Annotated in this window: 17 protein-coding genes and 2 pseudogenes; 11 read left to right on the top strand and 8 right to left on the bottom strand. The window is 55.3% G+C overall.

Annotated features, from left to right (window positions below; genetic code table 11):
• Window positions 1-21 precede the first annotated feature (21 nt).
• The 7 genes and pseudogenes from ACP86_RS11740 to ACP86_RS11715 all read right to left on the bottom strand — a co-directional run bounded on the left by ACP86_RS11740 (window position 22) and on the right by ACP86_RS11715 (window position 7,943).
• Window positions 22-2,376 (bottom strand): heavy metal translocating P-type ATPase, encoded by a 2,355-nt coding sequence (locus ACP86_RS11740; RefSeq protein WP_053113986.1) that lies wholly within the window; start codon window positions 2,374-2,376, stop codon window positions 22-24.
• 178 nt (window positions 2,377-2,554) lie between these two features.
• Window positions 2,555-2,840, bottom strand: a pseudogene (locus tag ACP86_RS11735) (mercuric reductase); the annotation flags it as partial.
• Between the two features lie 156 nt (window positions 2,841-2,996).
• Window positions 2,997-3,719 (bottom strand): cytochrome c biogenesis CcdA family protein, encoded by a 723-nt coding sequence (locus ACP86_RS11730; protein ID WP_008171265.1) that lies wholly within the window; start codon window positions 3,717-3,719, stop codon window positions 2,997-2,999.
• Window positions 3,720-4,503: 784 nt separating this feature from the next.
• Window positions 4,504-4,725 (bottom strand): annotated as a pseudogene (locus ACP86_RS23240) (transposase domain-containing protein); the annotation flags it as partial.
• A gap of 24 nt (window positions 4,726-4,749) precedes the next feature.
• Entirely contained in the window at window positions 4,750-4,947 is a 198-nt protein-coding gene (locus ACP86_RS11725) for a hypothetical protein (RefSeq protein ID WP_008171269.1), read from the bottom strand.
• Window positions 4,948-5,158: 211 nt separating this feature from the next.
• Window positions 5,159-6,403 (bottom strand): alginate export family protein, encoded by a 1,245-nt coding sequence (locus ACP86_RS11720; RefSeq protein WP_050898258.1) that lies wholly within the window; start codon window positions 6,401-6,403, stop codon window positions 5,159-5,161.
• A gap of 454 nt (window positions 6,404-6,857) precedes the next feature.
• Complete coding sequence (locus ACP86_RS11715; RefSeq protein ID WP_053113984.1) at window positions 6,858-7,943, bottom strand: OprO/OprP family phosphate-selective porin; 1,086 nt, start codon at window positions 7,941-7,943, stop codon at window positions 6,858-6,860.
• Between the two features lie 280 nt (window positions 7,944-8,223).
• Here ACP86_RS11715 and ACP86_RS11710 point away from each other — a divergent pair, with 280 nt between their 5' ends.
• From ACP86_RS11710 to ACP86_RS11690, 5 genes are all read left to right on the top strand, one after another.
• Window positions 8,224-8,952 (top strand): TorF family putative porin, encoded by a 729-nt coding sequence (locus ACP86_RS11710; protein ID WP_053113982.1) that lies wholly within the window; start codon window positions 8,224-8,226, stop codon window positions 8,950-8,952.
• 284 nt (window positions 8,953-9,236) lie between these two features.
• Window positions 9,237-10,538, top strand: a complete 1,302-nt coding sequence (locus ACP86_RS11705; protein ID WP_036208654.1) for a TolC family protein — start codon at window positions 9,237-9,239, stop codon at window positions 10,536-10,538.
• A gap of 49 nt (window positions 10,539-10,587) precedes the next feature.
• Entirely contained in the window at window positions 10,588-11,772 is a 1,185-nt protein-coding gene (locus ACP86_RS11700) for an efflux RND transporter periplasmic adaptor subunit (protein ID WP_053113979.1), read from the top strand.
• Window positions 11,773-11,786: 14 nt separating this feature from the next.
• Window positions 11,787-14,894, top strand: a complete 3,108-nt coding sequence (locus tag ACP86_RS11695) for an efflux RND transporter permease subunit (RefSeq protein WP_053113978.1) — start codon at window positions 11,787-11,789, stop codon at window positions 14,892-14,894.
• A gap of 17 nt (window positions 14,895-14,911) precedes the next feature.
• On the top strand, window positions 14,912-15,256 hold the full coding sequence (locus ACP86_RS11690; RefSeq protein WP_053113976.1) for a P-II family nitrogen regulator: 345 nt from the start codon (window positions 14,912-14,914) through the stop codon (window positions 15,254-15,256).
• A 50-nt stretch (window positions 15,257-15,306) separates the two neighbouring features.
• Here the strand turns inward: ACP86_RS11690 and ACP86_RS11685 are convergent, their stop codons facing one another.
• Window positions 15,307-16,038 carry a hypothetical protein gene (locus tag ACP86_RS11685; protein WP_041333833.1) on the bottom strand — a complete coding sequence of 244 codons (732 nt, stop codon included), beginning with the start codon at window positions 16,036-16,038 and terminating at the stop codon, window positions 15,307-15,309.
• A gap of 356 nt (window positions 16,039-16,394) precedes the next feature.
• Between ACP86_RS11685 and ACP86_RS11680 the strand changes: the two genes are divergently transcribed.
• The 6 genes from ACP86_RS11680 to ACP86_RS23485 all read left to right on the top strand — a co-directional run bounded on the left by ACP86_RS11680 (window position 16,395) and on the right by ACP86_RS23485 (window position 23,705).
• On the top strand, window positions 16,395-17,534 hold the full coding sequence (locus ACP86_RS11680; protein WP_227507703.1) for a TolC family protein: 1,140 nt from the start codon (window positions 16,395-16,397) through the stop codon (window positions 17,532-17,534).
• A gap of 21 nt (window positions 17,535-17,555) precedes the next feature.
• Complete coding sequence (locus ACP86_RS11675; protein WP_053113973.1) at window positions 17,556-18,764, top strand: efflux RND transporter periplasmic adaptor subunit; 1,209 nt, start codon at window positions 17,556-17,558, stop codon at window positions 18,762-18,764.
• Between the two features lie 14 nt (window positions 18,765-18,778).
• Window positions 18,779-21,976 carry an efflux RND transporter permease subunit gene (locus tag ACP86_RS11670; protein WP_053113926.1) on the top strand — a complete coding sequence of 1,066 codons (3,198 nt, stop codon included), beginning with the start codon at window positions 18,779-18,781 and terminating at the stop codon, window positions 21,974-21,976.
• Between the two features lie 218 nt (window positions 21,977-22,194).
• Window positions 22,195-22,584 carry a GtrA family protein gene (locus ACP86_RS11665; RefSeq protein ID WP_039881780.1) on the top strand — a complete coding sequence of 130 codons (390 nt, stop codon included), beginning with the start codon at window positions 22,195-22,197 and terminating at the stop codon, window positions 22,582-22,584.
• Window positions 22,568-23,596, top strand: a complete 1,029-nt coding sequence (locus ACP86_RS11660) for a glycosyltransferase family 2 protein (RefSeq protein WP_008169859.1) — start codon at window positions 22,568-22,570, stop codon at window positions 23,594-23,596. The genes ACP86_RS11665 and ACP86_RS11660 overlap by 17 nt, the downstream gene beginning before the upstream one ends.
• Window positions 23,580-23,705, top strand: coding sequence for a hypothetical protein (locus ACP86_RS23485; RefSeq protein WP_264752386.1), 126 nt, complete (start codon window positions 23,580-23,582; stop codon window positions 23,703-23,705). Before ACP86_RS11660 ends, ACP86_RS23485 begins: the two co-directional genes overlap by 17 nt.
• The last annotated feature ends 6 nt before the right edge of the window (window positions 23,706-23,711 follow it).

Genomic DNA, 23,711 nt, shown 5'->3' with positions numbered 1-23,711 from the left:
TTTCCAATTGGAAGTGTTCGTCTACCCTAAGCCGTCCAGTTGGGTGCGCTTTAACAGGAGTGCATTTACCGCAACAAGAGCGGAGCTTCCAGACATTGCGAGCGCCGCTACTTCTGGGCTTATCACCAACGGATAGAACACGCCTGCCGCCGCGGGAAAGGCGATGACGTTATAGCCCACCGCCCAGAAAAGGTTCTGATGCATCTTGCGCAGGGTAGCGCGCGACAGCTCGATGGCTCCCAGCACATCGTAGGGGTCGCTCTTCATCAGCACCACGTCAGCGCTCTCAATAGCCACATCGGTGCCGGCACCGATGGCGAAACCCACCTCCGCCTGGGTCAGTGCCGGGGCGTCATTGACACCGTCGCCCACCATGCCAACCTTCTTGCCCTGAGCCTGGAGCTCCTTGATCTTGTCTGCTTTCTGCCCCGGAAGGACATCGGCGATCACCATCTCAATGCCGAGTTCCCGGGCGATGCGCTCGGCGGTGGCCTGGTTGTCGCCGGTGAGCATCGCCACCTCCACCCCGCGTTCACGCATCTTTTTGACCATTGCAGTAGCGGTGGGGCGCGGCGCATCGGCAATGGCGATAAGGCCGACCAGCTTCCCGTCCTGGGCGACGTGCACCACGGTCTGGCCCGCGCTCTGCAGACGCGCGGCCTCGTCCTTCAGGCTCGCCATGTCGACCTTCTCTTCGTCCATCAGCCGGCGGTTGCCGAGCAGCACGGTCTTGCTGCCAATCTCCGCCCGCGCGCCCTTGCCCTCGATGTTGGTGAAGCCGGTCAGCGGATCAAGCTGCAAGCCTTCGGCCTTACTTTGTATCGCCTGGGCCAGAGGATGGTCCGAGCCCTGCTCCACCGTCCCCGCCAGTGCGAGGACCGCCTCCTCGGTGCTGCCCGCCACCACGACCACCTCGACCACCTGCGGCTCGCCCATGGTCAGGGTGCCGGTCTTGTCGAAGACCACAATATCCAGCCGGGTGGCATCCTCAAGTGCAGAGGCATTCTTGAACAAGATGCCGTTCCTGGCGCCGAGGCCGGTGCCCACCATCACCGCCATGGGCGTTGCAAGGCCGAGGGCATCCGGACAGGCGATCACGAACACGGTGATAGTCAGGGTCACGGCAAGCAGCAGGCTTTGGCCGATCCACCAGAACCAGACGGCGAAGGTGAGCAGGCCGATTACGATGGCAATCACCACCAGCCACTGTGACGCTTTGTCCGCCAGCAGCTGCGCCGGGGCCTTGGAGTTCTGCGCCTCCTGCACCAGCTTGACGATCTGCGCTAACGCGGTGTCGGAACCTACCTTGGTGGCGCGATACCTGAAGCTGCCGCTCTTGTTAATGGTGGCGCCGATCACCTTATCGCCGGGCTTTTTTTCCACCGGCATGGACTCGCCAGTGAGCATGGACTCATCCACCTGGGACTCGCCCTCTAGAACCTCGCCGTCCACCGGAATCTTATTGCCGGGGCGGATCACGACGATGTCGTCCTTCAGAACCTCAGCGGTGGGAACCTCCCGTTCCTGGCCATCACGCAACACCGTGGCCTTGGGCGGCGCGAGATCCATCAGCGAGCGGATGGCGTCGGAGGCACCGGCACGGGCGCGCATCTCCAGCCAATGGCCGAGCAGGATGAACACCAGCAGCACCGCCACCGCCTCGAAAAACTGCACACCCGGGAAAAAGAGCGTGGAACCGACGCTGAACAGGTAGCCAGTACCCACCGAGAGAACGACCAGCACAGCCATGTTGAGCACGCCGTTTTTCAGCGCGCGCCAGGCGGCAACAAAGAACGGCCAGCTTGGCCAGAGCACGGCGATGCTTGCCAGTAATAGCAACCATAGGTCTAGCCGCAGCCCGAAGGGCGGTGCTGGCGGTTCGAACAGCCCACCCATGGGCGAATAAATGAAAATCGGGAGGCTGAAGATCAGGCAGACCCAGAAACGGTTGCGCATGTCGCGCACCATTGCCTGCATGTCCATGCTGCCGCCGTGGCCCATCTCGTGAGCCATCTCGTCCTTTGCGCCAGTATGTTCGCCGTGTTCAGCAGGATGCGCGGTATCGTCGTGGCCGGTGTGGGAGGCATGGCCATCGTGGACGGGCGTGGACACAGCCCCGGCTTCGGTCGGCGGGTCCCCCGGGTCGCAAACGTGCCTGGGCAACTGTTCTCCGGAACAGTGATAGCCGCACTCGTGTATCCGGGCCTTGATAGCCTCAAGGTCCACCGTCGCCTCGTCATAGGTGACGGTCGCGCTGCCGGCCACATAGTTGACCTCGGCTTTCTTAACGCCGGGCAATCTCAACAACTGTTTCTCCACGCCCCGGGCACTCAGTGCCGATAGCAAGCCGCGGATCTCCACGACGGTATTTTTCATTCCTTGGTCCCCTTTCCTTAATTGGCCAACCGGAGCTTTTATCAGGCAGACGAACACCCAGCATAAGCGCCATCCAGATCATCAGAGCATATCTACCTGAATCCAAAATGAATCACCGGCTTAAACCGAATCAGATTGTGATCTCGGTCAAGAAACCCCAGAGCCGCGTTCAAATGATTTATCCGGCACAGCATGACAACTGTTTTACATCCTTGGTGAACGTTTGCGCACAGAGCTTGAGTCCTTCAACCATGGTCAGATAGGGGAACAAGTCATCGCCGATTTCCTGAACGGTCAAACCTGCTCGTAACGCCATCACCGCCGTTTGGATAATTTCACCGCCTTCCGCTGCGACAACCTGCACCCCGAGCAACTGCTTCGGCTTCAGAGAGGCCAACGGTGGCGACTTGAGGATCGGTAAACATGACCGCGGGCATGGCACTGAGGTCGAGCCTGGCCTCGCCTTCCTTACAGGAATATCCCATCTAACACGTAATCCTGAACACCGGCAGACTCGCTCAGCGCCCAGGGCCGGATAGGCTTTTTACACTCAGCTACACTGGCTGCGTCAGGATAGCACCCACTGAAACGATCCCCACGAATTAAAGAATTAGAGAGGATCAGCCAAGCCTTCCAAGAACTGGAAACGTCGACAACATCCACGAGGCGAATAGAGTCATCTGACCGGTGAGCACCAACACGCCCATGACAACGAGTACCAGGCCTGCAAACACTCTCAGCAGTCGACTCCAGCGACTGAGCCAGCGCACTCGTTGTCGAAAGTGCTCAATGAAGAGGGCGGTGCCAAGGAACGGGATAGCCAGCCCTAAAGAATAGGCAGCAAGATAAAGCATACCCGCCTCGGCATTGGCATGGGTGGAGCTGAGCGCCAATATAGCCCCGAGTATGGGACCTATACAGGGTGTCCAGCCGATGGCAAATGCTATCCCCAGAAGAAAGGCGGCAGTGGGACGTCCGCCTTCGAGTGACTGTCCAATGCGCCATTCGCGCTGCAACGCCGGCATGCTCCACCAGCCCAGCATAAACAGACCCATTAGAACGATGAGCACGCCGGCCACCAGGTTGGCCTCTTCACGATAGGCCATCAACCATTGCCCTAAAGCACTTGCGCTTGCTCCCAGGGCAATAAAGATCAGACTGAACCCCATCACAAAACACAGGCTCAGCCAAAGGGCCTTCAACCGATTCGAAGCCTCGGTCAGGGCACCTCCAGTCACGACCGACAGGTAGCCGGGAACCAGAGGTAGCGTGCAGGGTGAAAAAAACGATATGAGACCACCGGCAAACGCGGCGGCAATTCCCCAAGTTGCAAGATCAGGCATTTAGCCCTCCAAGTTCGGTGAGTCTGTCAAATTGCCCAGAAATCGAATTTGATGCCTTCCCTGGACCTGCCGTTATTGATAATGGCCCGTGCCCGCCATAGCATCTTGCCAGTACCGCACCGTGGCGGAGTTCAGGCGAAAAGGCATCACTTTCACAGAGCTGACCTCAGTAATCCTTGTGTTCGCGGAACACACGCTGCTGGCCGTTGGCGTTGAAGGCGATGACCTGATAATCGTCCTTCCGGCCCGTTTCCATGCCCCTGCATCATTTTCATGCACGCCTCAGTCATGGCTTTACGGTCTTCGGGGGACATATCAGACATCATATTCATCATCCCCCTCATGCCTTTTCCTTCGTCCTCGTGGGCCAATGCAGAGAAGGATCCAATGGTTCCGGCCAGAAGAATCGCTGTGATGGTGAGCCTGGTTTTTGAATTGCGCATTTGATTCACTCCATATAAAGCCCCGTTACGAATGAACCGAAGGACGAGACTTTGTTGCAAGAACTAACGTTAATGAGTTTGCCGCGATGGGCAAAAACCGGTTAAGACTCAGGAGTAATGTTCTGGAGGGGGTGTAATAGAAGCCAGGAAGGGATCCTGGTAGTGGGCCGCCTGTGCGGCAAAAATCAGCTGGGAACCGGTATCGGTAAAACTTGTGAAGTTCCCCGGCGGCAAGGCAAAGCAAACGCAGGCCCGCTGAACACCAAAAGCAGTGACAGCAACACAACAATAGTGGGGCGATTCTTTGCGGACATCCTGCTTTCAAGCACCAATCTGTGACATTAACAAATTAAGGCATACGATCTACCGATAAGTTCCCAACAGACCAACACTATTTTATTCCGTTGTAAGCGTCCGCCGATGGCGCTGCTCTTCTGTGTCGGCAGTCGGGTTAGAACATCCCTTGGATACCCATAGGGATCATGCCCTTTCCGCATAGCCGACTGGATCAGCGTCATGACCGCAGCCGCGCGTTGACCACTGCGGAGTGATCCCAGGAACAGCCCAACGCACAGGGCCACGAGCCTTCACTTATACGTGACGCCGTGTCGATCGAAGATCTCATAAACTTCCCCGGCCTCCTCCTGCGGCAACATCACCCGGATCGTCTGCTCTTCCTTATCAATAAAGATCACATCCTGTGGGATTTCGCTGCCAATAAGATCGTCTCGCGTATTGCGTGCCTGATCCATGTTCTCGAACTTACCATTAATAGCTTTACCCATCGTGCTTCTCCTTGTTGTTTAGATTCCATCCAAAGCATAGCTAACACATCAATTTCTGTAAATTTACGACGTTTCCAAGAGCCAAACGCTGCCTGAGACCTCCTCAACCGCAGCGTTCGTCAGCGACCCTTATCCTTCGGATTGTCTACCCCCGGTCGGGGCGACCCGCCCTCTATCAGGCGAATGTCTGTTCACCGCAACAGTGATAAGGTCAGAACTTGACCTCTCCCCACAACCAGGCCTTGTCCGTATCCACGCCACGACCATCGGCGGCATAGCTGGCGAACTTGGCACCCACCGTGTAGTGCTTGTTGATCGGGTAGACAGCCAGCAGCCCCAGCTCGGAGCCATAGCTCAGGCTATTGATGTCACTGCTGTAGTCATGATAAACGGCCAGCCACTTGACCCCCTTTGCTGAGGCACCCGCCGATACGTATAGATCCTGCAGGCCATCGTCCGGGGTGACCAGGAACTGGTCGGCCCAACCGTTCATCGCGTGAAGCGTCGCCAGAGGCGTCTGGAATGACCGGCCGTCGTCCGACTCCAGAGTCTCCATACCCACCTTAAAGGTCAGGCCGTAGACTGCGAGCCCCACTTCCGCCAGCCAATAAGCGGCCTCAAAGCTTTGCGGGTTGTCTGCATAGTCTTTCTGGATTGCGTACTCCAGGGTGTACAGGACCCTGGCGTCTTCCGATACATCGGTGCCACCTGCGAACCGCAAACCAAAATTCTGGGTTGAGTTGACGTCTGCGTTGGTAAAGTCGAAAAGATAACCGTAAGTGGTCAGGGTTCCGGCAGCCAAGCCATGATACTGTGCGTTGAAAATCGGCGACTGCATTGGGAAATTGCCATTAGGGCTGGCATCCGAGAACACCCGGTTAGCATTGTAAAGATAGCCCGCTGTGATCTTCGTGTCCGGAAGCGACTCGTTGGTGCCGACAAAGGCATCGAAGGTTTGCTCATTCTGGCGCCAGCCAACCGTACCGATAAACCGGTGATTGTCCAGAGCAAAGCGCTGACGGCCGTAGGTCAGGCTGGTATCCGAAAAACCTTTGTAACGCACGTAAATTTGGTTGACTTCGGTTTCCGTCGGATCAGCGACTACTGAGTGATCGGTTATGCCATTGATGGTGCTATTGTAGTTCTCATTCCCCACAGCGGACACATCTTCCGCCTCGGCAAACACCTCAAACCCCTTAAAATCACCAGTCCGGTACCCCAGTCGGGTTCGAACGGTAGAAGCATGGGCTTGATCAAGAGGGTTGTCCTGATCCACAAATTCGTAACGGTAACGAACATCAAGCGAAACCTTTCCCCCGGTTAAGGCTTCGGTAAAGGTCATGGACAGGACAGGCGTTGCGGCAGAGGCCAGAACCGAACCAATGGCAAAGACAAGCAACGACTTCTGGTTTTTTTGGCCATTCCTGGCAGTGAGCGGAGTTAGCATCATTTTCATCCTAGTGGTACCTTCAGCGGCCGTATAAACGGTTGAATGGAGTCAACATTTCATCGATAAGTCGCTCGTTCAGTTTAGGGCGCCAATGTCAGCGACAACCTTGATATCGGTCAGATTGAACCTGACTCTCAAGGGGTACCTCCATAGGCTCACAGGCAAAAAGAGCTGAACAACGCGCCACCACCTTATACGTCTCGCAAAGCCGTCCATACGGGCCTCCTTTTTTCAGGAATACAGCCGGATCAGAGCTTAACTGCACCTTCAGGCTGTCCAACTGATGGGGTCCACCTCAATGTACACCAGAAACCTCAGATGAACTTTATTAGCGGGGGGCGGGGTGGGGGGGGGGCAGACAAAAGCATGGGCAGATTAATATCTGCCCAAAACCTGAGTATTTCATTAACTCTCAAGAACTATATCAAGCCGCAAACTCATTCAAGCGACCTCCATGCGGTCAAAATGCATATTGTAACCTCGCACGCACTTCATCTCCGCTAGCGCCATTGGCTTCTTCGCCATCCATGTAGCTCATTCCAAGTCGAACATTCTTGTTGGCGTAATAGTTAACGCCCAGTGTTGTTTGCTCACCGTCGGTCGTGGCCAGCCCCACATCACTGTATTTTCCGTCACCATCCTCAAAGCGGGCAACAACTTCCCAGGCCCCTTTGGGTGATGCCGGTTTTACCCGCTTGAATGCTCCGGCTTTGTAAGGACGGCTTTCGCCGGTGATGATCCAGCCAAGCTGTACGTAATAACCATCAACATCCACCTGGCCTTCCTCGGAATCGAAATATTCGGCCTGGGCATGGAAGGGCCCGGAAGCGCCGGCGAGCTCCAGATTAAACGTATCGACCTCATCGGCCTGAGTGTCGGCATCACGCGTGGTATAACCCGCACCAAGATGAACAACCATATTGTTCGTTTGAATCGGTGCAACCGTGCCCCGTGCGGTTACTGCCGTGTTATTGAAATCGTCGCTGCCATTGCCGCCTGCCTCGAAGTAGCCGATACCGTAGGTCCAGTTGCTGCCTTTGCCGCTGAGCTGGATGCCGCCGCTGCGACCGGGGGCATAACGCTCGGTCATGGCAGATCGCTCAAGCGCTGAGATGTCTTTTGAGCTCGTTAATTCTTCCAGGCCGAATGGCTCTTTCTGTTTACCGATAGTCACGGTTGCAGCTGAGCCAAATCCCATGTAACGAATGTACAGGTCTTCAGCAGTACCGCCGTCGGCGCCATCACTTTCAGCGACGTTGAACTGGGTCTTGTACGCCCAGTCGCCAAAGTGGCCCTTGGCGTAGAGGCGTGCCCGGCGCACATCGAAATCGGTAGTGTCAACACCGTTGTCGTCAGACTGCGTGGCGTCGTAATCCCACTGAATGCGCCCGCCGAGCTGAAAAGACGCAGAGTTATCCGACACTTTCACTTTGATACCGCTGTCGGTATCGATCACAAGGTCTTCGCCGCTGGTCGTAACGTTTCCGGCCTGTGCAGCAGAAGCGGCAGAAATCGCCAAAGCCAAGCCCAAATATTTCTTGCTCATGATCTGTCTCACCTTTTTCGGTTTGCTTGTGTGTGTTGAAGCGCTATTAAAGTCTATTTGGCAAAGATTACAGAATGGTTACAGAGAATGCATCAAAACAGGGCGCTGGTCCGGGCCGGTGACAGGTTCTGGGGCGCTAGGTGTTGGGTCGTTTTTCGGGGGCAAGCTCAGAATGTGCCGATTTGTCTCTATAATAATGATAAACAAGAATAAATAAGATGTGGCAAGACTTTTGCTAAATCATATTTGGAGCAATGAAACCCAACCGAAGGTATCCATTATGAAGAAGCAGTTTTTCACCAAATCCGGATTTATCAGTATCACTTTGCTTGCAGCACTTCAGGCTGCGCCCGCCATTGTTAGCGCTGACGTCAGCTCAAATGTGAGCGCCAGCAGCAACTATCTGTTCCGGGGCGTCACCCAGACAGACGGGGCTGCGGCTGTCCAGGGAGGGTTGGATTATGAGCATGCGTCGGGCTTCTACGCCGGTGGTTGGGGTTCCAATGTCGATTTTGGTGACGGCACCAGCTATGAGCTTGATCTTTATGCCGGATTCTCCGGCTCTGTGGAAGAACTGGGTTATGACGTTGGGTACATTTATTATGCGTATCCTGACGCGCCGGACTCCATTGATTTCGGCGAACTTTACGGCGAGATCAGCTATGGCATTGCTGCTGTAGGCCTAGCCTACACGATCAACAGCGACACCAGTGGTGATGGGGTGTTCGTGCAAGGAGATGCCTATTACTACGCCTCTGTTGGGGTGCCTCTGCAGGACAGCTACAGTGCCGGTGTTACGCTTGGCTATTATGACTTCGCTGATGACGGCAAGGCTTCTGTCGGTGAGGCAAGTTATTCACACGTCGCCGCCAACGTTACAAAGGATGCGGGAAACTTCGGTTCCTTCAGTGTTAACGTGGAGTACGCGGACATTGAGTCAACCGACGCGCTTGGCTCTGTCAACTCGGATGACCCGAAGTTCTGGCTGGGTTGGAGCAGGAGTTTCTGATCGGCCAAGTGATCACAAGCAATTCAGATCCAGAATAAAAAGCCGGCCCAAATGACGGGCCGGTTTTTATTTATCATGCAAGAACCCACCATCGTGCGCCTGCCTTGACGCCCGGTGACTCGACATCCTCGCCCTTACCTCTGCCCCCCCTGCCGCCAAAGCTCATTTCTTATCCGGTGCCTGAATTTCAAACTGTATTAAAGGTTTGTCTGTAAGATCGCTCCGGAATCCCACGCAAAAATGCTGACTCACTGACCTCAGTCAAACAGCCAGGATGATACTGAATGAACAAACGATTGTTGTTGTGCGCGATGATAGTTCCGGGAGCCTTGGCCGTCTCTCCCATGGTGTCGGCCCAGGCAAAAGAGAGTGTGTCGCTGAAAGAATATCAGCAGGCCAAAGCCAGCCAGGCTGTTTCCCTGAACCAGGCCATGGTGATGGCTTTCGAGAATAGCCCGGTATTGGCTTTGAGGCGGGCCGCGGTCTCGATACAGCAGGGACAGCTTGATCATGCCAGCCGCTGGGCGCCGAGCAATCCAGAGTTTGAGTTGGGGGCCCGTCAGGCCCCGGATCAGGCCGACGAGTCCCTGGAATATGGGGTGAGGGTTACTCAGGAGATCTGGATGGGTAATCGCGGCGACCTTGGGCAGTCGCGTGCCCGGAGTAATCTCACGTCCCGGCAACAGGAGCTTGAATACCTGAAGGTAGCCACCAAGGCGCGGGTGCGGGCCGCCTATTTCCGGATACTGCTGGCTCAGAAAGAGTTGGAAACCGCAACCCGTGCCGTTGAACTTATGCAACGCACCAAAGACCTGGTTGAAATGTCCGTAAAACAGGGTAAACAAACCCGGATTGATCTCAATACCGCAGTCATTGGGCTTGCCAGGGCCCGGAATCAAAAAGCCTCGGCGGAACAAAAGCTCGAGCAATCAAAAATTGACCTTACCGAAGTGCTCGGGGTGTCCCCCTCCGATGCCGTTGGGGTGACCGGCGAGCTTGATGTGACGCTCGAAGACCTGCCTCCGACCAGCCAGCTTGTCGAGATGGCACAGAGTCAGAGAGCGGACCTGAAAGCGGCGGCCGCAAGAATTGCAGCGGATGAATCTGGCCTTGAAGTTGCGAAAAGCCTGACGATTCCAAATCTGAAAGTCTTCGGATTTTATGATCGTGAGGAAGGCTCCAACCTTTTCGGTGCAGGGGTGTCGATGCCTTTGACCGTTTTTCATGATTATTCCGGTGAGCAGAGACAAGCTGCTGCGCGGCTGAAAACCTCCGAGCTTGAGGCAGAGGCTTTGCGCCTGGCTACAGAGCGTCAGGTTGTGTCGGCTGTGGCCCGGTATGAATCCACCGCCGTTCGACTGCGCCAGATGAACGAGTCGATCCTGGAGCGTTCAGAGGAAACATTACAGTTGATGCAGAAAGCACTTCGGGCGGGCAAGGTCGGTGCCTCGGATGTTCTGGCGGCACAGGACAATCTCCTGTCGGTAAGGCAGGAATACGTTCAGGCGCAGAATGATTATATCGATGCCGTCCGGGCGCTGGAGATAAGCACAGGAGGTGCTCTGTCGATGTCAGCCGGTTCCTGAGGGTATAAAACTCGAAATTGACCGTTCTCTATATATTGAGGGTGAATGAATGATTCGCAATCTTAAGATATTTTTAATTGTTGTCAGCATTCTGAGCTTGCAGCAGGTATACGCTGCCGGAGAAGCCGAGGGTGACCAGCACGGAAATGAAGAAGCCGAGCATGCCGGAGAGGAAAACCAGTCCCGCCAGATCCATCTGACGCCGGAGCAGACAGAGTTACTGTCGATTCAGACTGTGGCGGCTGCCAAGGGGCGCGCTGGCGCAATTGTCACGGCACCTGCCGAGATTCAGTATGTGCCGGACCGCGTGGCCGAGGTTGGTCCGCTGCTGGAGGGAAAACTGACAGGGTTGGCGGTTGATCTGGGGGATCGTGTCAATAAGGGGCAGTTACTGGCAACCCTGAACAGTGTGGAGCTGGCCCGGATTCGCTCCCGGTTAATCTCGCTGGAGGCCCGCAAAGAAGCGGCCGAGTCTGACTACAATCGTGAAAGGGAGTTGCAGGGACAGGGTATTTCCAGTGAAGAAGAGTTCCTGGATGCCAAGGCTGCCTTTCTTGAAACAAAAGCGGAGTACGATTCCGTGCGGGAACAACTGGCGGTTTACGGCAGCGAGTCGTCAGGTGACAGTGGGGGGCTGGCGCAATACGCGCTCCGCTCACCCATTGAGGGGCGTGTCGAGCAGATGCATGTTCGTCTGGGGCAAACGCTGAGTCCGTCGGATACGCCTTTCATCGTGGCGGATGCCTCGGTGTTGTGGGCCATTCTTCAGGTGTCCGAATCCGATATTGACCAGATTTCAACGGGAGACGAGGTTCAGATTTCCTCCAGGGATTCAAGTTCCGACCGGTTTCACAGTGGGCAGGTATCCTGGGTGTCGAGCATGCTCGATGAAAAGACCCGCACCATCCCGGTTCGCGTTGTGCTGGAGTCTCCGAGGGGCGACCTTCGCCCGAATACCTATGCCACGGCCAGAATCATGACGGAATCGGAGGCATCACTGCCGCTGGTTCCGGATGATGCGGTTCAAACCATTGGCGATGAATCCGTTGTGTTTGTTCCGGGCGATGAGAAAGGGGCCTACCAGGCGGTTCCCGTCACGCTTGGCAAGGAGGCAAACGACTGGATCGAGATCAAGTCCGGCATCAGCGCGAACACGGAAGTAGTTTCAGTAGGCGCTTTTGATCTGATGTCGGCCATTACCGCCAGTGGCCGTAGCGCCGCTCACGGACACTAAAACCCGGGGGGAACATGGTTAACGCAATTGTGAATTATGCGCTGAACAACCGTCTGATGACGATTGTTTTTGCTATCGCCGTGATCGTTGCCGGGGTATTTTCATTTCAAAAACTGCCGGTGGACGCATTTCCCGACGCGACGCCTACCATGGTTCAGGTTTTTACTGCCAGTCCTGGTCTGTCGCCGGTGGATATTGAAACGCTGATTTCCTATCCCATTGAAATCAGCATGTACGGCATCCCCAAGTTGCAGAAGGTTCAGAGCACGTCGATTTTCGGGCTTTCCCGGGTGACCATCTATTTCGAAGATGGCACCGATATATACTTCGCCAGGCGGCTGGTAAACGAACGGCTTTCAGAAGCCAAGCGCCAGATCCCGGAGGGCATGGGGGAACCCGAACTAGGACCCATCACCACGGGCTTGGGACGTATCCTGATGTATTCCCTGAAAGCTGAGGACGAGAGCCAGTACAGCTTGCAGGAAATCCGCACGATCCAGGACTGGATTGTCAAACCCCAGCTCAGAACCGTGCCGGGTGTAACCGGTGTGCTGTCCATCGGCGGCGAGGTAAAACAGTACCAGGTCAATATCGATGCGCAGAAGCTTCAGGCTAGGAACCTGACAGTGTCTGACGTCCGCGGCGCTCTCACCCAGAATAATCGAAACGTAGGCGCCTCTTTCATTACGCGAGGCGGTGAAGAATATATTGTTCGCGGCTACGGTTGGGTTAATTCAGGTACCGAGGGCATCGAGGACATCCAGAACATCATTGTGTCCAAAAGTGAGAGAGAGTCTCCTATCTATGTCAGGGATGTGGCAGAGGTTGGCCTTGGGCCGGCGATCCGCCGCGGCGCGGAGGTATCCTCGGGTGAGGAGTCCGTGGGCGGCTACGTGATGAAGCTGATCGGAACCAACACCAGTCAGGTACTCGAGGACGTCAACGCAAAAATCGATGATCTGAACAAGTCACTTCCCGAAGGGCTGAAAATAGAAGCTTATTACTCCCAGGCGGAGTTGGTGGGCAAGGCCATAGGCACTGTCGAGAAAGCGTTACTTGAGGGCTCGGTTCTGGTGCTGGTGTTCCTCTATCTGTTCCTCGGAAATATTCGTTCCACACTGATCGTGGTGGCGACCTTGCCGTTGTCTGTGCTTTTCGCATTCATTGCGATGCGGATTTCGGGCCTGTCCGCCAATCTGATGAGTCTGGGGGGGCTGGCTATCGGCATCGGTATGATGGTGGACGGCGCCGTTGTGATGATAGAGAACATCTTCCGACATCTGGAAGAACGATCAGAGGAAAAGGTCAGTGTTCTGAGGCTTGTAGGTGAATCTGCCCGGGAAGTGGCTCGTCCGATTGTGTTTGCCATTGGCATCATTATTATCGTTTTTCTGCCGCTGTTTACGCTGCAGGGCGTTGAGGGCAAGCTGTTTTCGCCCATGGCCTACACCATCAGTTTTGCGTTGATCGGTGCGCTGTTACTCGCGTTGACGTTGGTGCCGGTTCTGGCCTCGCTGTCATTCAAGATGGGTGGACAACACAAAGAGCCGAAGCTGGTTCTGTTCCTGAACCGGCTATACAAGCCGGTGGTGAATACTGTCGTCAAAGCCCCTAAAATTGTGATGGGCGTGGCCGTCATTGCCTTTGCCGGCAGTCTCCTGCTGTTTCCCTATCTCGGGAGCGAGTTCGTGCCCACGCTCAGGGAAGGCACGTTCCAGATTCGCTCGACACTGCCTCCTGGAGCCAGTCTTGAATCCGCCATCAAGTATGGCAAACGGATTCAGTCCGTTGTCGATGAATTTCCAGAGGTCACCGGCACCTATGCCAGGATCGGTCGTGCCGAGGTGGGCGGTGATCCTGAATCCGTGAACGTTGTCGCGACGCTCGTCAATCTGAAGCCTCTGGATCAGTGGCGAGAAGATGTGAGCTATGAGGACCTTCAGAGCCGGATTGCGGAGTCTTTGGCTGAGCGGGTTCCCGGGCTTGCCAACAATCTGTCACAACCGATTCAGCTCAGAACCGACGAACTCCTCTCAGGCGTTCAGGCGCAACTGGTTGCCAGCATTTTCGGCGACGACCTCGACGAGTTGGGCCGGATCGGCAAGGAAGTGGCGGCCCTGGCGAAAGAAGTGCCGGGTGCGACGGATGTGCGCGCTCAGCAGAGCGCAGGTAAAAAACAGATCGTTATTCGCCCCGACCGTGAAGTGCTGGCGCAGTTTGGCATCAGCATTGATAACCTGATGAGTACGGTCGAAACCGGGATTGGCGGTAAAGGCGCGGGGCTGGTCTTCGACGGTGTCCGGCGATTTGAGATCTTCGCCCGGCTGCAAGAGTCCTATCGCGGGTCCATCGATGAAATCAGAAAGCTTCCCCTCCGGGGTAATAGTGGCGAGCTCATCCCGCTTTCACGGGTGGCCGATGTTGAAATGTACGCTGGCCCCAAGAAAATTTCGCGCTCCAATGCCAGTCGGCGACAGTACGTGCAGATGAACGTGCGTGGTCGCGATATGGGCGGTGTTGTTCAGGACTTGCGCAAGCGGATCGAGGAGCAAGTGGACATGCCGCCGGGGTATTTCGTGGAGTTCGGCGGTCAGTTTGAGAACCAGGAAAGGGCCATGGCTCGGCTTGCGATCGTTGTGCCCATTACCCTGGCGCTTATTTTCCTGCTTCTTTTCTCGGCATTCAGTAGTCTGCGCTATGCGGTGCTGATCTTCATGAATGTGCCCTTTGCGATTACCGGTGGCATTGTCGCGCTGTTTGTGACGGGGCTTTACCTCTCTGTGCCCGCTGCCGTGGGATTCATCGCGGTGTTTGGTGTGGCCGTACTTAACGGCGTGGTGATGGTGAGTTACATCAACCAGTTGCGGGACGAAGGCTACGAAGTCATTGAAGCAGTCAAGCTGGGTGCTCAACGCCGTTTGCGGCCGGTTCTGATGACCGCCTCTGTGGCTATTCTGGGGCTGATTCCCCTGCTGCTGGCCGATGGCATTGGCTCTAATGTCCAACGGCCACTGGCAACGGTTGTGGTTGGCGGTCTGATCACGTCAACGTTGCTGACGTTGGTAGTGTTGCCCAGCGTGTATCAGTGGTTTGCATCCGAACGTCGTGACGTTGAAGTCTGATAGGCAGGAGAAGGCTTATGTATGAAATAAAGGCTTATGTCAGAGAGGTTATGGCAGAGCATGTGGTTGATGCTCTGGCCAGAGTCAAGGGCGTGACAAGCATTGCTGTCGTGCCTCTCAGCGAATTTGGTCATCTGGTCGGCGATGAGTCGCCTCTGGAGAAAGTGAAGATGGTCAAGCTGGAAGTAGACGTAGCGACCGATGATGTCGCTGGTGAAGTTGTGGAACTCATTGTCAGAACGGGCAGAACCCAGGATGGGCACCCGGGTGACGGCAAGGTACTTGTATCCCGCCTGGTTCGGGCTGTTCGTATCGAGGACAGCGAAACCGGTGAGAGTGCACTGGAGCCTGCTTCAAGCTAGTGCTCTGGAAACTGGATGGCGGTTCTGCGGCTTTTGGTTGCGGGCCGCCATCACAGTTCTATCTCCAGTTCCCAGCGATAGATCATATCGTCTGAGTCCGTAGTGAGGCCAAATGCAACGCCCGCCTGGAGTTCCAGAATACTGGAACCCATTCTGAACTCAGCCAGGATGGCAGGTCCCATCAAATGGTTGTTTTCGGCCCCGTAATACTCCAGCCCTGGCTGAAACGTGTCAGACTTCGTGTAGGCGAACTGTAATGAGCCAGTGGGCTCAAGCTGCTCGTCGTCTTCACCAAATGAGCGGCTAACCAGAAGGTTCGTCAGGATGCTGTAATGCGCGTATAGCTGTCTCTCGTAAAGTGACCCAAGGGTCACTCCACCGGCTTTTTGGCCATGTTCTTTTGACAGTTCAATGAACAAGCCCGCAGCGCTCTCAGTGTCTTGAAAAAAGTTTCCAATCAGTTCGATTTCGTATTCCTCAAGTGAATACGCTCGCCCCGGTCTCTTGATTGCGTTGAAGTTAAGTTCGGCGCTCAGGCGTTCAGATAGCCCGTAACCCACCTCCCACTGATCGGCACGAAGGTTGTCAATTTCGCTCCCCTCACTGTCCAGAAACGCCCCAACCACTCCGATTTCGAGATCCCCCGCAGTTACCCGGGGGGAGTAAATTTCATCGACTGCGAGCTCTGATTTGACCGTGAGGGGCCATAACAGAACCAGGAAAGCCAGTTTGAGTTTGAATCCGTGGCGCGGTGCGCCTGCGTTATTCGTTGCTCGAGACATAGATCACCTTGAAGAAGTGACGGAAAGTAAGGGGCATCGAATGACAGGCTATTGATCTGAGCGCTACAGAAACATAAGTCTTTGGTACTCATTTTGTCCGTCAAAAGGACAGTCCGGGAATGCTGGTGGAGTTGGAGGGCGGTTTCTTTTGTGGATGACGCTTCGAATTCAAGTTCATTTCAACCTTTTCACTTACTATCCTGGCCTGTTCCTACCTTGTCATGGACGCCTCGCGCCCATGAATTGTGGCTATTTACCCCTTCGGGAGAAAGTCGATGAAGGCAAGCAAGCACTCGCCCAGAGCGTTGCTGTGTTCAGTACTATTGTCCATTCCTCTGTTCGGTCAAGCGGAGACTGTGAATTGGACAAATTGGCTCACTGGCCAGATAAGCAAACATCCGGATGTTATGGCGGCGACAGAGCAGGCGGCAGCCCGGAATCAGGATGCTGAGGCAAGCGAACAACCGCTGTATAACCCGGAGCTGTCTGTTGGAGCAGACAGAACGGGCAGTGAAAACAACTTTGAGGCAGGGCTGTCACAAACGATCGATTGGTCTGATCAACAGGGTGCGCTAAAGGACAAGGCAAAGCTGATCAGGCTTTCCGCTGAAGCTGATTTGAACGAAGCGGTTTTGGCACAAACGTCCGAGTCGCTGTTTGCGCTTGTCGAGTGGCGCGCGGCGACGCGTGCCGAAGAAATTGCGGAATCCCAGCAACACCGTCTGAATGCCTTGCTGGAGCAGGTTGAGCAACGCCAGCAGGCGGGCGACCTGGGGAGTACCGATGCAGAGTTGCTTTTTTTAAGCCTTTCTCAGCAGCTCAGTGAACTCGCCCAGGCAAAGGCCGCAGTTGATCGAGCAGAAACTCAAGTTAGAGAACGTCTGCCGGACTGGAGGCCTCAGGATGGGGGAATCCCCGGGCACATTTGGCCGGCTCTTGCTTCCAGGGTCGATAACGACAATTTGCTGGATCATCCGTCAATTGCTGCTGCCCGCGCGAGGTGGCAGGTGCTGCGGAGCGAAGCCGAGGTGGTCAGTCGCAGAGCGACGGCATCTCCCACGGTCGGGCTGAGCGGAGGGCGTGATGGCGGTGAGAACCTGGTTGGCCTGACGTTCTCGATCCCTCTGAACGTCCGTAATAACTACAGCGCTGAAACCCGGGCTGCGAATCGACGGGCTCTGGAGGCGGAAGCGCGGTTTCAGGCGCTCTACCGGAAACGACAATATGACCTGGCAGGCGCTCGCGCTTCCTGGAAGCGATACGACAAGCAACTCCGTCGATGGAAAGAACTATCCCAGGGGCGTGTACAGCGAAGTGCCGATTTGCTTGAGAAGCAGTGGCAGGTCGGCGACCTCTCCACCTCTGAGTATCTCCAGGCGCTGGGCCAGCGCGCGGAGAGCCTGAAAACCGGTATTGAACTGGAAAAGCAGGCGCAGTTGGGTCTGATTGAGCTCTTGAGCCAGTCTGGCGAACTGATCACCCTCTTCCAATACTAGTCTGGAAACTGGATATTCATTATGAAAAAAGCTCTGATTTCAGTATTCGCATTGACGTTGCTTACAGCCCCACTTTCTTTTGTACAGGCAGAGGAAGATGCTCATCAGGAAGCCGGTCATGATCATGCTGCCAGTGGCGACGATCATCAGGAAGTCACCGGTGAGAAGGGCGAGCATAAGGAAGATCATGGTGAAGAAGGTGAGCATGAAGAGGAAAAAGCAACTACCGCAAGCATCAATGCCAAACAGAAAGAGCTCGCCGGCATTGAAGTAGCAACCCTCGAAAGCAAGCACGTTGACTATGAAATCTACGCTCCCGGTGAGCTGCTGACCAACGGCTATACCAGCTATCACGTGTCCCCCCGGGTTGCCTCAGTGGTGCTGCGGCGTCACGTGGAACTGGGTGAGCACGTAACCAAGGGCCAGCCGCTGGTAACCCTGTTCAGTGAGACGGTGGCACAGGCGCAGGCGGATTACAGGAAAGCTTTTCCTGAATGGAAGCGAATCAGCGGGCTGGGTCGTTCCGTGGTTGGCGATCAGCGGTTCAATACAGCGAAAGCCAACATTGAAGCAGCAAGGGCGACTCTGCTTGCTTACGGGCTGAACGATGATGACATTGGTGCGTTGAAGGCCAGTGGTGTGGGTAGCCTCGGTGAATACATGCTCAGGGCTCGCGTGGATGGTGCAGTACTGACCGATGAGTTTGAGCAAGGACAAAGAGTTGAGGCTGGCCAGCCGCTGGTGACTCTTGCTGATGAGAGTGAGCTTTGGGTAGAAGCCCATCTGCCAGCAAGCTCCGACATTGTTCTAGAGAAGGGCGCGGAAGCCGAAGTCAGGGCAGCGGGTCGTGTGGGCGTGGCAACGGTGTCCCAGGAAGCCCACACCATTGATCCTGTGACCCGCACGCGGATTGTCAGGCTGGAGCTGGACAATCCTGAAGATCGTTTTCATCCAGGAATGTTCGCAGATGTGTATTTTCGTTTTAAGACCAGCGAGCCGGTGCTTGCCGTGCCGGAGACTGCATTGATGCGTGGCGCGGACGGCGACTGGACGGTCTATGTGGAAGAGGCCGAAGGCGAGTATGAACCCGTGGAAGTGGAACTGGGCCGCTCAATTGGCGGGCTCCGTGAGGTTTCCGGCCTGGCTGCGGGCCAACGAGTCGTTTTGCGGGGCGCATTTTTTGTGGCCTCTGAGATTGCCAAAGGCGGCTTTGATCCGCACAACCACTGATTCCGGGAGCCATTATGTTCAACCGAGTAGTCGACTTGGCGGTTCAGAACCGCCTGTTGGTTCTTATTGCGCTTGCAGTGCTTATCGCCACGGCCGCGTTTCAGATACCAAAACTGAATCTTGATGCTTTCCCCGACGTTACAAACGTCCAGGTCGCTGTTAATACAGAGGCGCCCGGACTTGCGGCTGAGGAAGTCGAGCAGCTGATCACCTATCCCATTGAAGCGGTGATGTATGCGTTGCCGGATGTTGAGGAGGTTCGGTCCATCTCCAAAACCGGGTTGTCTGGTGTCACCGTGGTCTTTAAAGAGGGCACGGATATCTATTTCGCGCGCCAACTGGTTTTCGAGCGGTTGCAGGCCGCGCGGGAGCTGATTCCGGACGGGGTCGGGGTGCCTGAAATGGGGCCGAATACGTCCGGTCTTGGCCAGGTCTACCAGTACCTGCTGATAGCGGACCCGGATTCGGGGTACGACGCAATGGAATTGCGCAGCTTGCACGACTGGCTGGTCAAACTGTTGCTGATACCGGCTGAAGGGGTTACGGAAATCCTGTCGTTTGGCGGAGAGGTCCGCCAGTACCAGGTTAACCTGAACCCGGCGCGAATGCTGTCCTATGACTTATCACAGAACGATGTCATGGAAGCCCTGGAGAACAACAACTCCAATGTTGGGGGCTGGTATATGGGCCGCGGGCAGGAGCAGTTGGTTATTCGCGGTATGGGCTGGCTGGGTAATGGCGAGCAGGGGCTCGAGCAGATCCGTCAGGTGCCCGTTAAAACCAGTGATGGCATTACAGTGACAGTGAACGATGTCGCCGAGGTAGCGCTGGGCACTGAAATTCGCCAGGGTGCGGTAACCATGACCCGGAAGGATGAAGCCGGTCAGGTTGAACAACTGGGTGAAGTGGTTTCTGGCATTGTACTCAAACGAATGGGGGCCAACACAAAAGCCACCATCGACGGCATCGAGGCCCGCATTGATCGCATAAATCAGGCGCTTCCGAGTGGGGTTCGTTTTGAGCCCTATTACAACCAGGCGGATCTGGTGACCAAGGCCGTAGAGACGGTGACCAATGCGCTTTTGTTGGCTTTTGTGTTTATTGCGATTGTGCTTGCCCTGTTCCTGATGAATCTGCGGGCAACAACGCTGGTGCTGCTTTCAATACCGATTTCCATCGGGATTGCCCTGATGATCATGGCCTGGTTCGGTCTCTCGGCCAACCTGATGTCTCTGGGCGGCATTGCTGTGGCAATCGGCATGCTGGTGGATGGCTCTGTTGTTATGGTTGAGAACATGTTCAAGCATCTGACCCATCCTGATGCTGAGCATGACGCCCATCGGGATGAGTTGGCTGGAGATGACCCCGATCCATTGGACGCGTCACACGATGATCATGGCATTGCCCTTCGTCTCCAGGAAGCCGGCCGGGAAGTGGCGCGGCCGATTTTTTTCGCGACGGCGATTATCCTGGTCGTTTTCATGCCTCTGTTCAGCTTCGAAGGTGTGGAAGCCAAGCTGTTCCAGCCAATGGCAATCAGCATCATGCTGGCTATCGTGTCGGCGGTGATCGTCGCTCTGGTGGTTGTACCCGCGCTGGCGTCATACATGTTCCGTAAGGGTATCCGGGAGCGGGAAAGCTTCATTCTAAAACCCCTGGAAAAGCTCTATCGCATGGGGCTTGCCTGGTCACTGAAGCATAGCCGCGTGGTTGTTGGCGCGGCGGCTGTTCTTGTCGTGCTGGCGGCTCTTGTTGTGCCGCGACTCGGTACGGAGTTTGTCCCTGAACTGGAAGAAGGGACGATCAACCTCCGGGTGACGCTGGCCCCTTCATCAAGCCTTGATACGGCGATTGAAGTTGCGCCAAAACTGGAAGCCATGTTGATGGAGTTTCCAGAAGTGACTTACGCTCTCTCCCGGGCTGGCCGAGCAGAAATAGGTGGCGACCCGGAGCCCGTTAACAATATAGAGATCTATATTGGCTTAAAACCAACTTCGGAGTGGACCAGCGCCAGTAATCGCTATGAATTGCAGGCTCTGTTTGAGGAGAAGCTCGAACAGCACCCGGGACTACTGTTTAACTTTTCTCAGCCTATCGCGACTCGGGTTGATGAATTGTTGTCAGGTGTTCGTGCGCAGTTGGCCATCAAACTCTTTGGCCCGGATCTCGACGTACTGGCGGAGAAAGGCCAGCAGATTGAAGCGGCGGTCCGAACAGTTCAGGGAACACGGGATGTGGCCATGGAGCAGATTGCCGGTGAAGCGCAGTTGGTGGTTCAGCCAGACCGTCAGGCACTTTCCCGGTACGGACTCGCCGTGTCTGATGTGATGAGTGTCGTCCGGGACGGACTGGGTGGTGCCGCCGCGGGCCAGATCATCAACGGAAATGAGCGGTACGATATCTATGTGCGCCTGGCCAAACGTTTCCGGGAAGACCGGGATGCCATTGCTGATCTCAGGTTGCAGGCGCCTTCCGGAGCCTGGGTGAGACTCGGTGATGTGGCCGATGTGTCTATTGAGTCTGGCCCGCCCCAGGTGCGCCGCGACGACGTTCAGCGCCGTGTGGTCATTCAGTCCAATGTGCAGGGTCGTGACATGGGCAGTGTGGTTGCCGATATTCAGGATACCATCGCGTCAGAAGTGAACCTTCCCCCCGGCTATTCGGTGGATATTGGTGGTCAGTTCGAAAACCAGCAGCGAGCTCAGAAACGATTGACCATTGTGGTACCTGTATCTCTGGGGCTGATCGCGCTGTTGCTCTACTTTGCTTTCAGTTCGGTTGGTCAAGCGCTGTTGATTCTGGTCAACGTGCCGCTTGCCGTTATTGGTGGCGTCTTTTCACTCTGGCTCTCCGGCCAGTATCTTTCGGTGCCCAGTTCGGTCGGTTTCATCACGCTGTTCGGTGTGGCAGTGCTCAATGGGGTCGTTATGGTTGAAAGCATCAATCAGCGAATACAGGATGGGTTGAGCGTGGATGCCGCGGTGTTTGAAGGTGCCGTCTCCCGTTTACGTCCTGTCTTGATGACAGCAATAACCTCGGCACTCGGTTTGATACCGATGCTGTTGTCGACGGGCGTGGGTGCTGAAATCCAGAAGCCACTGGCCAGCGTGATTGTTGGTGGTCTCGTGACTGCAACTTTCCTGACACTCTTTGTTTTGCCGGTTCTGTTCGGTCGCTTTTCGAGAGCCAAGGTGGGTGATATTCAGCGGTAGATGTGAGGCGGAAATGCATAGTTGCGGTTACATGCATGGAAGTGTAATTCCGCCCGTTTTAACGGAGACGAGGGTCTTGCTGTTGAACTTTGCTCCTAGAAAGAAGGCTGTGACTGTGATTCTGGTGCCCGATGTTTCTGAAGAGTCAATGTTCACCATTTCCGGAATTGTTGTTGAAACATCGGGCACGATGGTTAGCCACGGGTGTGTCGGCCAGGATGAAGAAGGTTCCCTTTAAAAGAATAAGTGGATTTATTGCCGCCGGAGGAATGGCAACCCTTTTCCATTGGGCGGCCATGTCCGGCCTGGTTCTGCTTGGCATGGCCCCCGTAGCAGCCACCTTTTCTGGAAGCGTTGTAGGAGCGGTTACCAACTACTGGTTGCAGCGAACTTTGGCCTTTCCAAACGCACGCCCACACATCCAGGCCATCTGGCGATATGCCTTTTCCTGTTCACTCGCAGCTCTCCTGAACGTTCTGATCTTTTTAGTCCTGCATCAACTGTTTGAAATCTCTGTTGTGCCTGCTCAGCTTCTAACCACTGCGGCTGTCGCTGTATTTAACTATGTTGTCTACCAAAGGCTGGTGTTTCATGAACAAACCTCTTGAGACTTCCCGTGCGCCGAATGAATCAGAGCTGCTTTCCCTGGTGGTTCCGGTGTTCAATGAGCGTTCGATGCTTCCCCTATTCTTTGAGCATGTATTGCCGATCCTTGCGAGCCTCGATATTCGCTCGGAGATCGTGGTTGTGGACGATGGTAGCGAGGATGGCAGTGCCGAATTTGTTAGGACTTTCATTAAAAGGAAATCGAGCATCCGTCTCGTCAAGCTAAGCCGCAACTTTGGCAAAGAGGCAGCGGTAACAGCAGGGCTGGAGCATGCCAAGGGGGATGCGGTGATCGTTCTGGATGCGGACCTTCAGGATCCACCTGAATACATTCCCGAGATGGTCAGGAGTTGGAAGTCCGGCTTTGATGTCGTTCTGATGCAACGTCGATCACGTGTAGGCGAGAGTTTTCTCAAGCGCTGGAGTGCGCACCTTTTCTATCGCTTGCTGAATAAGACCAGTCGCACTGAAATCCCGGTCGACACGGGTGATTTCCGATTGATGAGCAGGCGGGCAGTTGATGCCCTTCTCCGGTTAGGAGAGCGCAACCGCTACATGAAGGGACTCTTTGCCTGGGTTGGTATGCCAACGACGATCATCGAATACGACCGGGCATTGAGAGTGGCTGGCGAGAGTAAGTGGGACTACCCGGGCCTGGTCGGCCTGGCCCTTGAAGGCCTGACTTCCTTCTCAGTGTCACCTCTCAGATGGGCAACGCTTGTCGGCTTGCTGGCCGCCTCCGTTGGTGGATTGTTCGGTGTCTGGATTGTAGCGAAGGCAATAATGCTCGGCGATCCGACTGACGGCTACCCATCGTTAATCGCCCTCATCAGTTTTCTGGGCGGCATACAACTGGTGAGCGTTGGTATCGTTGGTGAGTATGTGGGCAAAACCTACATCGAATCGAAACAGCGACCACTGTATCTGACCGAAGAAGTGGTCGAGAACAAAGAGGTATCAAGCCGAGACCAAATCAGCAACTTCAGAGGCGTCAAGAATGCTAAAGCGATTTGAGCCCTGGTTCTGGGTACTGGCTGCCGTATTGTTCAGTCGCTTTATCGGAATGACGCTGTTTCCCTTCGTGGATACAACGGAGCCCGATACGCTGAAATCGCTCGGTTAATGGCTG

The sequence above is a fragment of the Marinobacter sp. CP1 genome, assembly GCF_001266795.1.
Lineage (GTDB): Bacteria > Pseudomonadota > Gammaproteobacteria > Pseudomonadales > Oleiphilaceae > Marinobacter > Marinobacter flavimaris.
This window is presented reverse-complemented; position numbering and strand designations above follow the sequence as displayed.

Bases quoted from the DNA above. Each gene is read 5' to 3' on its own strand.
- ACP86_RS11740 (WP_053113986.1), bottom strand. From the start codon at position 2,376: ATGAAAAATACCGTCGTGGAGATCCGCGGCTTGCTATCGGCACTGAGT.
- ACP86_RS11730 (WP_008171265.1), bottom strand. From the start codon at position 3,719: ATGCCTGATCTTGCAACTTGGGGAATTGCCGCCGCGTTTGCCGGTGGT.
- ACP86_RS11725 (WP_008171269.1), bottom strand. From the start codon at position 4,947: ATGGGTAAAGCTATTAATGGTAAGTTCGAGAACATGGATCAGGCACGC.
- ACP86_RS11720 (WP_050898258.1), bottom strand. From the start codon at position 6,403: ATGAAAATGATGCTAACTCCGCTCACTGCCAGGAATGGCCAAAAAAAC.
- ACP86_RS11715 (WP_053113984.1), bottom strand. From the start codon at position 7,943: ATGAGCAAGAAATATTTGGGCTTGGCTTTGGCGATTTCTGCCGCTTCT.
- ACP86_RS11710 (WP_053113982.1), top strand. From the start codon at position 8,224: ATGAAGAAGCAGTTTTTCACCAAATCCGGATTTATCAGTATCACTTTG.
- ACP86_RS11705 (WP_036208654.1), top strand. From the start codon at position 9,237: ATGAACAAACGATTGTTGTTGTGCGCGATGATAGTTCCGGGAGCCTTG.
- ACP86_RS11700 (WP_053113979.1), top strand. From the start codon at position 10,588: ATGATTCGCAATCTTAAGATATTTTTAATTGTTGTCAGCATTCTGAGC.
- ACP86_RS11695 (WP_053113978.1), top strand. From the start codon at position 11,787: ATGGTTAACGCAATTGTGAATTATGCGCTGAACAACCGTCTGATGACG.
- ACP86_RS11690 (WP_053113976.1), top strand. From the start codon at position 14,912: ATGTATGAAATAAAGGCTTATGTCAGAGAGGTTATGGCAGAGCATGTG.
- ACP86_RS11685 (WP_041333833.1), bottom strand. From the start codon at position 16,038: ATGTCTCGAGCAACGAATAACGCAGGCGCACCGCGCCACGGATTCAAA.
- ACP86_RS11675 (WP_053113973.1), top strand. From the start codon at position 17,556: ATGAAAAAAGCTCTGATTTCAGTATTCGCATTGACGTTGCTTACAGCC.
- ACP86_RS11670 (WP_053113926.1), top strand. From the start codon at position 18,779: ATGTTCAACCGAGTAGTCGACTTGGCGGTTCAGAACCGCCTGTTGGTT.
- ACP86_RS11665 (WP_039881780.1), top strand. From the start codon at position 22,195: ATGAAGAAGGTTCCCTTTAAAAGAATAAGTGGATTTATTGCCGCCGGA.
- ACP86_RS11660 (WP_008169859.1), top strand. From the start codon at position 22,568: ATGAACAAACCTCTTGAGACTTCCCGTGCGCCGAATGAATCAGAGCTG.
- ACP86_RS23485 (WP_264752386.1), top strand. From the start codon at position 23,580: ATGCTAAAGCGATTTGAGCCCTGGTTCTGGGTACTGGCTGCCGTATTG.